The organism is Kistimonas ophiarachnellae (genome assembly GCF_057552235.1).
Genome location: NZ_BAAJPA010000001.1, coordinates 250,750 through 264,639, shown reverse-complemented (window position 1 = coordinate 264,639; position 13,890 = coordinate 250,750). Strand labels below are relative to the sequence as shown.

The 13,890-nt window shown below is 51.6% G+C and carries 17 protein-coding genes; 11 read left to right on the top strand and 6 right to left on the bottom strand.

Annotation, left to right across the window (positions count from 1 at the left end):
• Positions 1–94 precede the first annotated feature (94 nt).
• The 5 genes from AC27K1_RS01115 to betI all read right to left on the bottom strand — a co-directional run bounded on the left by AC27K1_RS01115 (position 95) and on the right by betI (position 5,841).
• Entirely contained in the window at positions 95–493 is a 399-nt protein-coding gene (locus tag AC27K1_RS01115) for a hypothetical protein (protein ID WP_487147657.1), read from the bottom strand.
• A gap of 169 nt (positions 494–662) precedes the next feature.
• Positions 663–1,880, bottom strand: a complete 1,218-nt coding sequence (locus tag AC27K1_RS01110; protein ID WP_487147656.1) for a BCCT family transporter — start codon at positions 1,878–1,880, stop codon at positions 663–665.
• 198 nt (positions 1,881–2,078) lie between these two features.
• A complete protein-coding gene (gene betA, locus AC27K1_RS01105; RefSeq protein ID WP_487147655.1) occupies positions 2,079–3,767 on the bottom strand; it encodes a choline dehydrogenase in 1,689 nt (562 codons plus the stop codon).
• Positions 3,768–3,787: 20 nt separating this feature from the next.
• The gene (betB, locus tag AC27K1_RS01100; protein WP_487147654.1) at positions 3,788–5,242 is read right to left on the bottom strand and encodes a betaine-aldehyde dehydrogenase; all 1,455 of its coding nucleotides are present in this window, start codon (positions 5,240–5,242) and stop codon (positions 3,788–3,790) included.
• Positions 5,242–5,841, bottom strand: coding sequence for a transcriptional regulator BetI (gene betI / locus AC27K1_RS01095; protein ID WP_487147653.1), 600 nt, complete (start codon positions 5,839–5,841; stop codon positions 5,242–5,244). The genes betB and betI overlap by 1 nt, the downstream gene beginning before the upstream one ends.
• Before the next feature lie 211 nt (positions 5,842–6,052).
• Between betI and AC27K1_RS01090 the strand changes: the two genes are divergently transcribed.
• The 11 genes from AC27K1_RS01090 to AC27K1_RS01040 all read left to right on the top strand — a co-directional run bounded on the left by AC27K1_RS01090 (position 6,053) and on the right by AC27K1_RS01040 (position 13,096).
• Entirely contained in the window at positions 6,053–6,802 is a 750-nt protein-coding gene (locus AC27K1_RS01090; RefSeq protein WP_487147652.1) for a L,D-transpeptidase family protein, read from the top strand.
• Between the two features lie 163 nt (positions 6,803–6,965).
• Complete coding sequence (locus AC27K1_RS01085; protein ID WP_487147651.1) at positions 6,966–7,337, top strand: SpoIIAA family protein; 372 nt, start codon at positions 6,966–6,968, stop codon at positions 7,335–7,337.
• 49 nt (positions 7,338–7,386) lie between these two features.
• Positions 7,387–7,893: a methyltransferase family protein gene (locus AC27K1_RS01080; protein WP_487147649.1), complete on the top strand. Its 507-nt coding sequence runs from the start codon at positions 7,387–7,389 to the stop codon at positions 7,891–7,893.
• Between the two features lie 33 nt (positions 7,894–7,926).
• Positions 7,927–8,391, top strand: a complete 465-nt coding sequence (locus AC27K1_RS01075; RefSeq protein ID WP_487147648.1) for a GNAT family N-acetyltransferase — start codon at positions 7,927–7,929, stop codon at positions 8,389–8,391.
• A 92-nt stretch (positions 8,392–8,483) separates the two neighbouring features.
• A complete protein-coding gene (locus tag AC27K1_RS01070; RefSeq protein ID WP_487147646.1) occupies positions 8,484–9,047 on the top strand; it encodes a GNAT family N-acetyltransferase in 564 nt (187 codons plus the stop codon).
• A gap of 106 nt (positions 9,048–9,153) precedes the next feature.
• The gene (locus tag AC27K1_RS01065) at positions 9,154–10,068 is read left to right on the top strand and encodes a cation diffusion facilitator family transporter (protein WP_487147644.1); all 915 of its coding nucleotides are present in this window, start codon (positions 9,154–9,156) and stop codon (positions 10,066–10,068) included.
• Positions 10,069–10,154: 86 nt separating this feature from the next.
• Positions 10,155–10,478: a rhodanese-like domain-containing protein gene (locus AC27K1_RS01060; protein WP_487147642.1), complete on the top strand. Its 324-nt coding sequence runs from the start codon at positions 10,155–10,157 to the stop codon at positions 10,476–10,478.
• Between the two features lie 105 nt (positions 10,479–10,583).
• Positions 10,584–10,802, top strand: a complete 219-nt coding sequence (locus AC27K1_RS01055; RefSeq protein ID WP_487147640.1) for a glutathione S-transferase N-terminal domain-containing protein — start codon at positions 10,584–10,586, stop codon at positions 10,800–10,802.
• 71 nt (positions 10,803–10,873) lie between these two features.
• The gene (locus tag AC27K1_RS01050) at positions 10,874–11,182 is read left to right on the top strand and encodes a hypothetical protein (RefSeq protein WP_487147638.1); all 309 of its coding nucleotides are present in this window, start codon (positions 10,874–10,876) and stop codon (positions 11,180–11,182) included.
• A gap of 195 nt (positions 11,183–11,377) precedes the next feature.
• Positions 11,378–11,908 carry a hypothetical protein gene (locus AC27K1_RS01045; RefSeq protein WP_487147637.1) on the top strand — a complete coding sequence of 177 codons (531 nt, stop codon included), beginning with the start codon at positions 11,378–11,380 and terminating at the stop codon, positions 11,906–11,908.
• Positions 11,909–13,096, top strand: a complete 1,188-nt coding sequence (locus tag AC27K1_RS01040; RefSeq protein WP_487147636.1) for an iron-containing alcohol dehydrogenase — start codon at positions 11,909–11,911, stop codon at positions 13,094–13,096. It abuts the gene before it with no gap.
• 73 nt (positions 13,097–13,169) lie between these two features.
• On the opposite strand, the gene AC27K1_RS01035 is transcribed toward AC27K1_RS01040, so the two are convergent.
• Positions 13,170–13,613 (bottom strand): DUF3429 domain-containing protein, encoded by a 444-nt coding sequence (locus AC27K1_RS01035; protein ID WP_487147635.1) that lies wholly within the window; start codon positions 13,611–13,613, stop codon positions 13,170–13,172.
• Positions 13,614–13,890 lie beyond the last annotated feature (277 nt).

Here is a 13,890-nt window from a genome sequence, read left to right as displayed (position 1 = left end):
AGTGGCAATCAGGAAAAATTTTTAAAACTCAGTGAGCGCATGTATTACGATTTACTGTTAACTGCCTCAATCGCAATCAGGGTAAGCTTCAGTATTACAGATGGAAATAGAGGTTAACCAAAAACACCGTAATAATTGTCGTGAACAGCCCACCGAACGTAATCACATATTGCCGGTTAATGCCTGCCAGTTCTGTGCGGATATCAGCAAAACCCTGGTGCATCTCCGTCTTCACACTTTCAATTTTGTTATTTAGCTCGTGATTGACGCTTTCTATCTTGTTATTCAATTCATGGTAACGGGCATCAGATTCTTTGCTCATCTCGTGATAGCGCTCATCCATACGCATCTGCAGCTGCATCATGGCCTGCTGCATCAGCAGAACATCTTTTTTGCTGGCATTGTAATCCGGATCCAGCGATGCACTCACTTTGGCAGCCAGCGTTTCATCAATACCGATTTTCTTCAATTCGTCGAACAGGGATTGCGTCATAGAGACTCCAAAGGCTGACTACTGGCAATACGATGGATCACCCGATCATCAATAGAAGCGCTACACAACATAGTACGTACGTGATGATACAGCCAGTCGACGATGCTGCCTGCAATCCATAAAAAAGCCCCTGAACGGGGCTTTTTTATTCACTTCATTGAACCGCGAATCAATTCGCCAGTTCGATTTTGCTGTAATCCACCACTTCATCTTCTTCAGCGGCTTTGATCTGCGTGACTGGCTTACGCTTGGCCACCAGGATATAACCGAAGCAGGCGAAGAACAGGGCAATCACCAGTGCGCCGACCCACTGGATCTGAAGGAAGTCCAGCTTAAACAACAGTGTCAGTACACTCATGACAGCAATGTTGGCCAGAATATATTTCACCTTACCTAACCGCGCCACGGTCAACTTCAGGTTATCGGTATACAGGCGAATCAGGGAATCCAGTGAATTGATTACGAAGGTAACCCCGACAAACACCATCGCCAGGTTATAGAATCCGGCGGTTTCCAGCCCGTTGGCATGGTAGTAGTACAGGACCGAGAACCAGATCCCCAGCGGGATAGACGGCACCACCAGCATAGCGGCAAACAACTGCCAGGTGGTCAGGCCACCGACAAAGCGCGAGGTAAACTGGCCGATCATGATGCTCCATGAAAACCACCAGAACAGGTAGAACTCGTGGTAGTCATTCATGGGCAGCACGAACTCGTGAATATTGCCGAAATAGCCGCCCAGCAGCGCCACGGTCTTGGCCATTTCCACCGCACCATTTTCAGTGGAGAGCATCGCGCCGCCCCACATGACGGCAATCAATCCCAGGAACAACAGGCTGGTCGAAATACTCAGAAAGCGCACATAACGCAGGCTGGTACTGGAATAAACGGCAATGGCAATAGCGACAAACACAATCAGGTAGAAAGAAGCGACAATGGTCTCACCATTCCCGACGTCCGGCAGGTACCAGGGCAGATTCGCCAGCAGCAGGTAAGCGGTGAAAGCACAGGTGCCAATGATGACAATATTGTTGATGATCTTCACCAGTGGCAGCTCAAAGAAACCCACTTTCGGCTCAATCACGCAGAAGTAAAAACAGGTCAGGAAATAAAAGGCCCAGATCAAAAATCCCCAGAACCCGAATTCAATGGCCAGCGGGTTGGTAAACCCGTACTCAGGACTGGTCTGCAGATCCGCATAGCCCGCGAACTCTGTCAGCGGGAACATGATCAGTCCCACGTCGAGCCCCGAGGTGAACAGAATGGCAATAAACGTCAGGGTCCGTACGGGTGTATTACCAATACAGCGGACATTGCCCCATTTGATCAAAATGAACACCACCACAAGGAAAGTGAACAGCATGCCGGCTGATAACCAGGCAGTCATAGGCTTCTCCAGAGTTACTCGTTTTTATTGTTAGATTGTTGTGTCCTGCCCGCGTCGTTATCGTTTTATCAGGCAGTTCTCATATAGCCGGTTATCCATGACCGACCCCAAAACACTCAATACCGTTCGACTGACTGCTGTGTGCATAACGCGCCTGCCCCATACAGGTGTTATTTCAACAGTCAGTCGCTCATTCATTCACGCCACTGTGCGCTCAGGCGCACCCGCGCGCTGTCGTTCACGCCAGTTGTCATCCATACCCACCGCTACCGTCGAAGGCGCCAACGGTGTCTTGTCCCGGATAATATCCGCCGCCTTTTCCGCCACCATGATGGTCGGCGAATTCAGGTTGCCGTTCGGAATGGTGGGAAAAATGGAGGAATCGACCACCCGTAACCGATCGATACCACGTACCCGTGTATCAGGATCAACCACCGCCAGTACATCGGTTCCCATGCGGCAAGAACAGGACGGGTGATAAGCACTTTCCACCGCACTGCGGACGAAGGCATCAATCTCTTCATCCGTTTGCACCCGACTGCCCGGCTGGATCTCATCCGCACGGAACGGATCCAGGGCTGGCTGATTAATGATTTCCCGGGTCAGGCGCACACAGTCGCGGAAGCCTTCCCGATCCACCTCGCTCTCCAGGTAGTTGAACTGGATACGCGGGCTGTCGGACGGGCTTGCGCTTTTTGCCCGAATCCAGCCACGGCTCTTCGGTTTGTTATGACCGATATGCACCTGGAAGCCATGACCATCGAAGGCACTGCGACCATCGTAACGCATGGCGGCTGGCAGGAAGTGGTACTGCAGGTCCGGCCATTCCACACCAGCTTTTGAACGGATAAAACCGCAGGATTCAAAATGGTTGGTGGCACCAAGGCCTTTTTTGTCCAATAACCAACGGGCGCCTATCAGCCCCTTGCTGAACCAGTTCAGTTTGCCATTCAGGGTGATAGGCTGCTTGCACTTGAACTGGAAATAGAATTCCAGGTGATCCTGCAGGTTTTCCCCGACACCAGGCAATTCATGCAGTACTTCAATACCGGCGTCGTCCAGCACATCCTTCGGGCCAATACCCGACAGCTGCAGCAGATGCGGTGATCCGACCGAACCGGCAGAGAGAATAACTTCCCGCCTGGCTCGAACCTCCTGCACCTTGCCCTGCTGCTCATAGCGAATCCCTATGGCAGTCTTATCCTCCAGCAATACCTTGTGCACGAGCGCATGTGTGATAACCGTCAGGTTCGAGCGCTGCATAGCCGGCCGGAGATAGGCGTTCGCCGTGGACCAGCGACGTCCATTCTTCACGGTCATGTGCATGGGGCCGAAACCTTCCTGCTGTCGTCCGTTATAGTCATCAGTGCCAAAATATCCAGCCTGTACGCCGGCATCGATAAAGGCCTGGTAGAGCGGGTTCTTCATCCGGTTGCCATTGTTGACGCCCAGGGGACCACTGTCGCCCCGGTAGTCATCCCCCCCAAAAGCCCAGGTTTCCGCTTTTTGGAAATAGGGCAGGCAACGTGAGTAATCCCACCCTTCTGCTCCCTGAGACTGCCATTCGTCGAAATCCCGGGCATGTCCGCGGACATAGACCATACCGTTGATGGACGATGATCCACCCAACACCTTACCCCGGGGACAGTGCATACGACGGTTATCGAGGAAAGGCTCCGGCTCGGTCTCAAACTGCCAGGCAAACTTCTCCGTATTCATCGGGATGGAGAGCGCCGTGGGCATCTGGATGAAAATACTGCGGTCACTGCCGCCATTCTCCAGCAAGAGTACGCTGACATTGGCGTCTTCCGTCAGACGGTTAGCCAGTACACAACCCGCTGATCCGGCGCCAACAATGATGTAATCGTAGTGTGATGTTATTGACATAAACTGCTCTGCCTTATGCGTTAAAAGGGGCTTTCCAGTGGTGTCATGCCCACATAGACAGACTTCAGCTGGGTGTAGTGTCGCAGGGTCTCCATGCCGTTCTCACGACCAATGCCGGATAGCTTGTAACCGCCTACTGGCATCTCTGCAGGCGAAAGCCCGTAGCTGTTGATCCAGCAGATACCGGCCTGCAGACGTTGAATCACGCGGTGTGCCCGACGGATATCGCGGGTATAGACACCCGCCGCCAGACCATAGGTGGTATCGTTGGCCCGACGGATAACCTCAGCTTCATCATCGAATGTGAGCAATGCCATGACCGGCCCGAAAATTTCATTTCTGACAATCGTCATGTCATCACGGCAATCCGTGAAAATGGTGGGTTCAACAAAATAGCCATCCGGCACCGCAGCAGGCGACAGCGGCTTGCCGCCATGTAATAACGTTGCCCCTTCTTCCAGACCGGACTGGATAAAATTCATTACCACCTGGTGATGTTTCGCTGAAATCAGGGCGCCGAAATTAGTGTCCGGATCCATGGGATCACCGGCCACAATATTGTCACGGGTTCGCGCCAGCAGTTTTTCCACAAAAGTGTCGTACACTGAGCTGTGCACAAAGACCCGGGTTCCGTTAGTGCAGATTTCTCCCTGGGTATAAAAATTCCCCAGCATGGCCGCAGATACCGCTTCATCGAGATCAGCGTCCTCAAAAATGATCAGGGGGGATTTTCCACCAAGTTCCATCGTGACTTCTTTCAGTGACGACGCAGAAGCTGCCATCACCTGCTTGCCGGTATTCACCTCACCGGTAAACGAAACTTTGGCAATATCCGGATGCCCGGTCAGCCAGGCGCCGACGACTGCATCCCCCAACACAACATTGAAGACACCGGCTGGCACACCCGCTTCAATAAAAATCTCTGCCAGTTTCAGGGCGCCATGGGGCGTTTCCTCGGATGGTTTGAAGATCATGCTGTTCCCACAGGCCAGTGCCGGTGCCGCTTTCCAGCAGGCAATCTGTAACGGATAATTCCAGGCGCCAATGCCGGCACAGATGCCTAACGGTTCACGTCGGGTGTAATAGAAATCTTCACCGAGACTTTGCTGGTTGCCCTCAATAGCCGGTGCAAGGCCTGCAAAGAATTCAATAGAATCCGCCCCGGTCACCACATCAACAACAGACGCCTCCTGCCAGGGCTTGCCGGTATCTTCCACTTCAATGGCCGCCAGTTCGTCATTGCGTTCACGCAGCAAGGCAACCGCTTTTTGCAGAATCCGGCTGCGCTCCATGCCGGTCATCGCAGACCACTGATCAAAACCCCGCTGTGCACTGGTAATCGCCGCCTGCCGGATGGACTCATCCGCCACTTCGGCCTCATAAGCGACCTTCCCGGTAGCCGGGTTAATCACCTCAAAGGTTTCCCCACTGCTGTTACTGCGATAGTCGCCATCCACAAAATTCCTGAGGCGCATCAAACTTCTCCGTACTGCTGAATCTGTTGTTCTATGAAGTGTCGGCACAGTGCTTCCGCCTCGCGGAAATCCGCTGCCGAGACCGGGCTTAAGGTGCTGCGTAACCAGAAACCATCGATCATGGCCGCCGTCATGCGGGCGGCATTCATGGCGTGCTGTCGGTTGGGAATCAGTTGTCGGTAGGAATACAGCAGGTTGCTGAACAGGCGCCGGCTGTTCACCGCCTGCAGGCGTGCCAGCCCCGGCTCATGCAGGGCGCGGGCCCAGAAACAGAGCCAGGTGCGTATGGCGGGTGATGACTGCTGAAAACCACTGAAATTGACGGCAACGATATGGTTCAGGCGCTGGTGTGGGGTCGCAGTTTGCTCATCGGTAGCGGATAACAACCCCTGCCGGAGCTGCTCCAGCAGGTGCCGCACGGCAGCTTCAATAACGCCCTGCTTCCCGCCGAAGTAATGGCTGATAATGCCCGACGACAGACCCGCCAGCTGGCTGATCCGGATGATGGTAGCGCCCTGGAAACCATGGGACTCAATGCATTGCAACGTGGCATCAATGAGCTGTCGACGGCGGATGGGTTCGATCCCGACTTTTGGCATGCTGTTTTTATTGAATGACCAATTAATTACAAGTCTAATGATTTGATATCGATGAATCAACACGCAGTAAAATGCAAAAGTGCCTGATGATTGGCAAAGTTAAGCACCAACCACTACTTTTTCCACTCTGATATTTTAGAACTCTAACAATACTGACTCGCAAAATGTGCTGCATACCATATCCTTAAGGTCAATATTGAGGCTTGAACACGTGCTGGATTTGAAACGATCATTACTGTTTACGACCATCTCATTGAGCATCAGCCTTATGGCCCATGGTGATTTTTCCTTGCACAAAACAGCATCCAGGCAACTGGTGGTTGTTACGACCACAGACTGGAGCGCCACAACAGGACATCTGTACACTTTCAAGAAACAGGGTGATCAATGGCTGTCCGCAGGCTTGCGGGGAAAGGTCAACCTGGGAAGTAACGGCCTTGCCTGGGGATTGGGGTTGCATAACGATCAGACAGGCCCCTGCAAGCAGGAAGGCGATAACAAGGCGCCGGCTGGTGTGTTCGAGCTGGGAACAGCCTTTGGAAAATATGACCATTTACCCACCGGGCTGGATTATCAGCCACTGGACGAAGGCCATTACTGCATCGACAGTGAAACCAGCCCGTTCTATAACCAGATTGTTCATGTGAGCGATGTGGGAGAAGGTGCTACCAGAGACTCAAGAGAGCCTATGCGCCGAGATATTCATGCGGGTGATCATCTTTATAACAAGGGCATCGTTATCAGGCATAACCCCGACAATATCCCGGGAAAAGGATGTTGTGTTTTTATTCACCTGTGGCGAAGCGCCGATAAGCCCAGTGCCGGCTGCACGACGATGGAGGAATCCCAGCTCGATAGGCTGCTGGCCTGGCTGGATAAAGACAACAAACCGCTATTCATTCTTCTGCCAGTCTCTGAATACCAGAAAAAACAAGCTGATTGGCAGTTGCCGGCTCTTTAATACCTGTCAGTCTGCTCGCAGCGACAGGACCACGGCATTGACACTTATTCACATGTCGTGTGATTGTCACTATGAACACTATCAACATTTAAGAGAGTCACACCGATCAGGTATTCGTCTTACGGTTACTGACAAATAAACAGCTCACAACAGAGAACAATAAATGCTGGAACTGATTAACATCCCCATTGATAACGCTCTGGCTATTCGCAGTTCAGGCAGCATCTCTCAGGAAGAAATGGCAGAGGTACTGGCTGCCGCCCGGGAAAAAATTGCCCAACATGGCGATATCGTCGTATATGAAGAGATTGAAAGCCTTGGCATCATCACCCCCGGCGCGATGCTGGAAAAAATCAAATACCTGTTCGAGATGGGCATTTCAAATATCCGCAAAGTCGCAGTCCTGACCGACAAGCCCTGGATTGGCAAAGTGGTTGAACTGGAAGACAAACTCTTTAAGCAGATTGAACTCCGCTGTTTTGCCCCGGATGACAAGGCAAGTGCCCTGGCCTTTCTCATGGCGGACAATCATTGACCTGATAAGCCACTTCATTCCATCCCAGAAAAACAGTAAAGGAGCGCTTATGGATTCTCTGGAATTAAAAATCCCACCGGTTCTACTGGTCATCATCTTCGCATGCCTGATGTTAGGCACTGACTATCTGTTACCAGGAATTGAGGTGAACCCAGCGCTTCAATACACACTCACTGCAGCGCTGGTACTGACAGGTGCAGCCATTGCCCTTGCCGGTGTCATGCATTTCAAGAAAGCCCAAACGACAGTAAATCCTCTGTCGCCAGAAAGCAGTGCAAGCCTGGTGATTGAGGGAGTCTACCGTGTCACGCGTAATCCCATGTACGTCGGTTTTCTATTGGTGCTGCTTGGCTGGTCTGTTGTCTTATCCAACCCTTTTGCAGCATTAATAACCGCAGGTTTCGTGATTTATATGAACCGGTTTCAAATCCTGCCGGAAGAACGGGCACTGCAAAACCTGTTTGGCGATGCCTATACCGATTACAAAAGCCATGTTCCCCGCTGGATCAGTCTGTCAACGCTAAGGCCTGCTGCAAACACAACCGAAGTCCGTTAATTTTCAGGACGCGTAATAACAGAGATGACATCAATGGCTACCACAATCATAAAAGCAACGACCGCCGATGTTCCGAAGATTGCACGATTATTCGATGCTTACCGGGTCTTCTATGAACAGGACAGTGATCTGGCACTGGCGGAAGCCTTTCTTACCGCTCGACTGAGACACGAACAGTCCGTCATATTTTTTGCTCAGAACGACAGCGGTGAGGTGCTGGGTTTCACTCAGCTTTACCCGACATTTTCATCCATCTCTGCACAAAACAGCTGGATACTGAATGATCTTTTTGTGACTCAGGCAGCCCGAGGCCAGGGCATCGGTCGTCAGTTACTGGACAAGGCCAAAAGCTTCGCAGAAGCAACATTCGCTGCGGGCATCACGCTGGAGACTGCCGTTGATAATCATACGGCACAATCCTTATATGAATCCTCAGGCTACCAGCGGGAATCCGCCTTTTATACCTATCACTTGTCACTGGAGGACGTACTGGTCTAAACGTTACCATCGGATGTCATCATAGACTGGCCTATGAGCCGAGAGCCAATGACTATTACGTTCAGTAATGAGCGTTGAGAAGGTAATAACCCATGCCTGATATCATTGAACTCAGTACCCAACGTCTGTATTTACGACAATGGCATACAGAGGATTTCGAGCCCTTTGCCACTATGAATGCCGACCCTGCAGTGATGGCACATTTCCCTGCCACGCTGGATCAAGACGCCAGCAATGCCATGGCATTACGCTGCCAGTCACTCATTAGTGAACGGGGATGGGGCTTATGGGCCCTGGAAGAAAAATCCAGCGGCGATTTTATCGGCTTGACAGGATTACATCTTCCGCAGGCTGATCTTCCCTTTTCTCCCTGTGTTGAAATCGGCTGGCGGCTGGCAAAACGTTTCTGGGGAAAAGGCTTTGCCACAGAAGCGGCGAGGCAAGCACTGAAAACAGGTTTTGGTATGCTGAACCTGTCTGAAATTGTGTCGTTTACAACAATGGGCAATCGTCAATCCCGGGCAGTCATGGAAAGACTCGGCATGCAACAGGATCAGCAGACTTTCGAACATCCTGCCATACCTGTAGGGCACTCACTTCGCGAACACTACCTGTATCGTCTGTCACAGACACAATGGCAAAACCTGCAAAATTGAAATAGCAGTCATCAGACTGTTTGCCGTGCCCCAACACGCATATTGCCTCAAACCCCGGCCTGTGGCTCAATGGCGCCGTTCAATGGCAGCTCTTTTTCGAGGATGTATGAGCGCAGCCGCACGTGCTGAACAGCGCGCCCTGAAACTCTCCCTGGCCGGTACCATTTTCATGGCGGTGATGGGTATTGGTTTTGGCCTTTACCTGAATATTCAGGCCATTTTGCTGGATGGTTTTTTCTCATTGCTGAGCATGGGCATGACGGGGCTCAGCGTGTTTACCGCTTACCTGATCCAGCGTCCTGAAGACCGCCGATTCCAGTTTGGCTATGCTCACCTAGAGCCACTGATGAACAGCATTAACGGCATCGTCATACTGGCAGTCTGTACTTACTCCTTTACCAATGGTGTTGCCGGGTTACTTGCCGGAGGCAACAAGGTGTCGTTTAATCTGGCGCTGTTTTATGCCATTCCTGTCACGGTTCTCTGCCTGGCCATGTATTTTTATGAAAGCCTGATGGCCCGGCAACTGGATTCAGAACTGGTGCATGTGGATTCCAGGGAGTGGTTGGTCGACGCCATCCTCACGATCACCCTGACCCTCGGTTTTCTTTTGGGTTACTACCTTGAGAAGACACCCTATGCACATCTCGCGCCTTACCTTGATCCGGCGATGGTGACGTTGCTGTCCGCCTTTGCCGTGGTGATTCCTTACCGGGTACTCCGACGCAACCTGGGCGAAGTACTGCTGGTCGCGCCGCCGGAAATGGCAGGTAAAATCAGGAAAGTGGTTTACAGCGAGATGAAGCCGTACCGAGTGCAGCAGATATCCACCCACGTTGCAAAAATGGGGCGCCGGTATGATATCGAGATCAATATCCTGCTGGATGAGCAATCACCCTTGTTTGATGCATCCCTGGAAAGGCTGGATGAAGTAAGACACCAGATCAGCAACCGTCTGAAACTGGATCCGGCAGATCACTGGATCTCTATCAGTTTCACCCAGGATCCGGATTGGCTTTAATTCAATTCGTGTGAGGTTAACGTCCAACCTGTCGATATTTTCTCGCTATGCTTACTATCTTGTGAGAAGAAGACAGGATAAGTGATATGAAGCTGCCTCTCAGAAAACCACTGGCCATGCTGATGTTGATAATGGCAGGCGTCGCACAGGCCAGTGAACTCTGGATTGATGTCAGGCGTCCGGAAGAATTCCAGGCTGAGTCCATCCCGGGGCATATCAATATTCCACATACGGAAATTCACACCGGTATCTGGCAGATAATCAAAGATAAGGACACGGTCATTAATGTGTACTGCCAGCGCGGCGTACGCTCTGAGATGGCCAAAAAACGTCTGGAGCAAATGGGTTTCACCCATGTGATCAACCGTGGCGGCATAGAAGACGTCAAAACCCTGCAGGATTCCAATTAATACCACCAGCGGTTATGCTGCCTGCACCATGATACGCCGTCCGCTTCAGCAAATAACGATGAAAGACGTACGCGGACCATAATAATAATCATGGCAGGGGGAATAATGCTCCAGGTCTTTGGTGATTACCTGTCCGGTAACTGCTACAAAATTCAGCTGCTGCTGAATCATCTCGCGATTGATCACAACTGGCGCCCTGTGGACATTCTTAATGGGGATACCCGCACAGAACAATTCCTTGAACTCAATGTCAATGGCAAGATTCCGGTTGTGGTAAGGTGGTTTCAGCTTGCAGCGTTTTCCGGCCATACGACGCTGGATTGAAACGATCGAATCCCATCCGAAACACATTCCGATGCAGGTCACCGAGCACACCACCGCATGAGGGTTGATGGATGAACCTATGTGTTGAGATTTATGCCAACCGGATGATTCTGACCTCGGACGAACACAGCATGAGCATCAATGCCACCGAGCCGTTCACCACCACACGCCTGCTGGTTGGTCACTTTGAGCCTGCCGTCAACTGTCTCAAGGAATGCCTTCAGCAGACTGGTTTTACAGGCTTTTTCAAACGCGCGCCCAAATTGCATATCATTGCCCGTGAAAAAACGGAAGGTGGTCTCTCGGAGGTAGAAGAGCGCTGTATTCGTGAAGTCGGCCTGGCGGCTGGTGCGCGTGATGTGGATGTCAGTACATCGTAATGCTGGCAGGAAGCCAGAAGGATTTTCGCAACATTTACGAACAAACAGCGAATGCCCGAACTGTCGGCATACAGCCTCAATGCCTTGCCCCGCAAGCGATGAGAGTATATTGAAACCACCCAAATTCCGTGATATACGACGATCCAACAATAAATCAGCCCGATCATTCCGGGTGTGAACTGGCAGGAGTAAACCGTGTCCCAATCCCTACATTGGCTCTGGCGCATTAAACGGTGGTATATCCGTTTCATGCTCGCCTTTCTGGGTCATGCCCTGGCCAAGGCCAGCCGATCCGATCCCATTATCAGCAAGGAACTGGCGCCGCTGCCGGAAAACTTCTGCTTTGCCATGCGCGTGATGTCGGCAGGCCCCGCCCTGTATATGAAAAAAAGTGGCGGCGGCATGAAGCCGATAACCCGTGAGGCGGCAGGCAAACCCCATGTGGATATCCAGTTCAAACACCTTGAGCATGCCTTTTCAACGCTGTCGTTCCAGGAAGGCACAACTGACGCGTTTGCCCGGGAACGCATGATCGTCGATGGTGATATTCCTGCGTCGATGCGTCTCGTTCGCTGCTTTGAGCGGCTGGAAGCCATGACGTTACCGAAACTGATCGCCCGACGCATCATGCGCCAATACCCGGCATTGACACTGGGCGAAAAACTATCAGGCGCATGCCGTATCTATCTCGGCGTGCTGGGCGGTTTTGTGTTGGGGTACAAATAAATGAGCAAGGGATACTCAGAATTTTTCAGTCCGGTCAAAATTATCGCCGGTCACAAAGCGCTGGAACATATTCCTTATGAACTGGCCAGCTTTGGCGCCAGCCGACCATTAATCATTACCGATGCCGGTGTTGTGCAGGCAGGGCTGGTTGATCCGGTCAAACAGTCGCTGCAGGTCAGTGAAGTGCCCATTGCAGACATATTCAGCGATGTCCCCCCGGATTCCTCATCTTCGCTGGTCAGCCGGATTGCCGAGGTTTATCGCCAGACAGGGGCAGACGCCATCATTGCCATCGGCGGCGGCTCGGTGATTGATACCTCCAAGGCGGTGAACATCCTGGTTTCAGAAGGTGGCAATGACCTGCTGGCTTATAGTGGTGTCGGTGCACTGACCAAACGACTCAAGCCGTTATTTATCCTGCCCACCACGGCAGGAACAGGCTCAGAAGTCACCAAGGTTGCAGTCATCAAAGATGATGAAACCGGTCGCAAAGTACCGTTTGGTTCTGCCTTCCTGCTGCCGGATGTGGCCGTACTTGACCCGCGCATGACACTGACCCTGCCGCCACATATCACTGCAGCAACGGCGATGGATGCCATGACCCATGCCGTGGAAGCCTACATTGGCACCGCAAAGAACCCGTTAAGTGACGCCTATTCGGTCGCGGCGATCAAAGCCATCCGAGAAAACCTCGGTACAGTACTAGCCTCACCGGATAACGCCGACGCTCGCCTGAAGCTGGCAGAAGCTGCCACCATGGCAGGCATTGCTTTTTCAAATTCCATGGTGGGACTGGTGCATGCTATTGGCCATTCCATTGGTGCCATCACTCACCTTCCCCATGGGGTCTGCATGAGTCTGATGCTGCCTTATGTCCTGGAATACAACCTTGCCACCAGCAAGGAAGCCATCGGCGAACTCCTGTTACCCGTAGCGGGTCCCGATGTGTACAGCAGCACCCCGGCAGAGCAGCGGGCTGAAGCTGCCATTGCCGCCATTCGCACACTTCGTGATGAATTGTATGGCAAAACCGGACTCCCCCGTACGCTGAGCGAAACCGGTAAGGTCGACAAATCACAGCTCGCCGATATTGCAGGCATGAGCATTGACGACGGCGCGATGCTGTATAACCGCATTGATGCCAGTTACGAACAGGTACTGGCTATCCTGACCAGAGCGTGGGATTAATCCAACGTTTTAGAATCACCAAATGGAACGGGCAGTCGTTGTAAAACGACTGCCCGTAAAAATGTCTCTTGAATTAATGCGAATTCAGCAATACGAGAACATGCAGAATCACGACAGCGGCTGTGACTCTGATTCGTAACGTTAAATATTTCCAGTGGATAACACCGGATAAAATGTCTTTGTAAATAACCTCAAAGAGCACTACGAGAAGATACCCCAACAGCAACAATACCAGGGCAAACTTACCCAGCAGGAACATCAGCAATAAACCCGCCCATGCAAATAAAGCAGTCACATTGCTGACTATCAATAACGCAACGCGACTTTCTATCTGTGATAAGACCTGCCCCCACAATGTGCCACCAAGAAAACTCAGAATAATGGCACTGTATGTGGCAAAAACAATGAACGACGGCAATCCGGGAAGGGACCAGCCGACGAAGTCCATCAATGCGCCAGCAACAAAGGGCAGCAGCCCAAGATAAGCCAATAGGGTACTGATTCGTTGATTCGTCATAGCATTGCCTGATTCGCCGTTGCAGGTCTGATTATTCTTAAACAACAAATGCTCGTTGGTTCTATAGTATAGGGACTGGCCTTAATGACAACGGATAGATAAGGAACCAGCAATATATTAACAGGTCGGTGATACTGATAATTCAGCAAACAGGCTGCATACCGATGTCAGGTATAGGGATATCATATGAAAAAGCAGAGAATTCTGATTCTGCTAAGCGGTACATTAGCATTGACGTTTTTTTTGATAGACATACGTCAGAATGACACCAACAGTA

What these genes read in the sequence shown, in the direction of transcription:
- AC27K1_RS01070 (WP_487147646.1), top strand. Translation starts at nt 8,484, where the DNA reads ATGCCTGATATCATTGAACTCAGTACCCAACGTCTGTATTTACGACAA.
- betA (WP_487147655.1), bottom strand. Translation starts at nt 3,767, where the DNA reads ATGTCAATAACATCACACTACGATTACATCATTGTTGGCGCCGGATCA.
- AC27K1_RS01085 (WP_487147651.1), top strand. Translation starts at nt 6,966, where the DNA reads ATGCTGGAACTGATTAACATCCCCATTGATAACGCTCTGGCTATTCGC.
- AC27K1_RS01075 (WP_487147648.1), top strand. Translation starts at nt 7,927, where the DNA reads ATGGCTACCACAATCATAAAAGCAACGACCGCCGATGTTCCGAAGATT.
- AC27K1_RS01055 (WP_487147640.1), top strand. Translation starts at nt 10,584, where the DNA reads ATGCTCCAGGTCTTTGGTGATTACCTGTCCGGTAACTGCTACAAAATT.
- AC27K1_RS01110 (WP_487147656.1), bottom strand. Translation starts at nt 1,880, where the DNA reads ATGACTGCCTGGTTATCAGCCGGCATGCTGTTCACTTTCCTTGTGGTG.
- betB (WP_487147654.1), bottom strand. Translation starts at nt 5,242, where the DNA reads ATGCGCCTCAGGAATTTTGTGGATGGCGACTATCGCAGTAACAGCAGT.
- AC27K1_RS01035 (WP_487147635.1), bottom strand. Translation starts at nt 13,613, where the DNA reads ATGACGAATCAACGAATCAGTACCCTATTGGCTTATCTTGGGCTGCTG.
- AC27K1_RS01065 (WP_487147644.1), top strand. Translation starts at nt 9,154, where the DNA reads ATGAGCGCAGCCGCACGTGCTGAACAGCGCGCCCTGAAACTCTCCCTG.
- AC27K1_RS01050 (WP_487147638.1), top strand. Translation starts at nt 10,874, where the DNA reads ATGAACCTATGTGTTGAGATTTATGCCAACCGGATGATTCTGACCTCG.
- AC27K1_RS01060 (WP_487147642.1), top strand. Translation starts at nt 10,155, where the DNA reads ATGAAGCTGCCTCTCAGAAAACCACTGGCCATGCTGATGTTGATAATG.
- AC27K1_RS01040 (WP_487147636.1), top strand. Translation starts at nt 11,909, where the DNA reads ATGAGCAAGGGATACTCAGAATTTTTCAGTCCGGTCAAAATTATCGCC.
- AC27K1_RS01115 (WP_487147657.1), bottom strand. Translation starts at nt 493, where the DNA reads ATGACGCAATCCCTGTTCGACGAATTGAAGAAAATCGGTATTGATGAA.
- betI (WP_487147653.1), bottom strand. Translation starts at nt 5,841, where the DNA reads ATGCCAAAAGTCGGGATCGAACCCATCCGCCGTCGACAGCTCATTGAT.
- AC27K1_RS01080 (WP_487147649.1), top strand. Translation starts at nt 7,387, where the DNA reads ATGGATTCTCTGGAATTAAAAATCCCACCGGTTCTACTGGTCATCATC.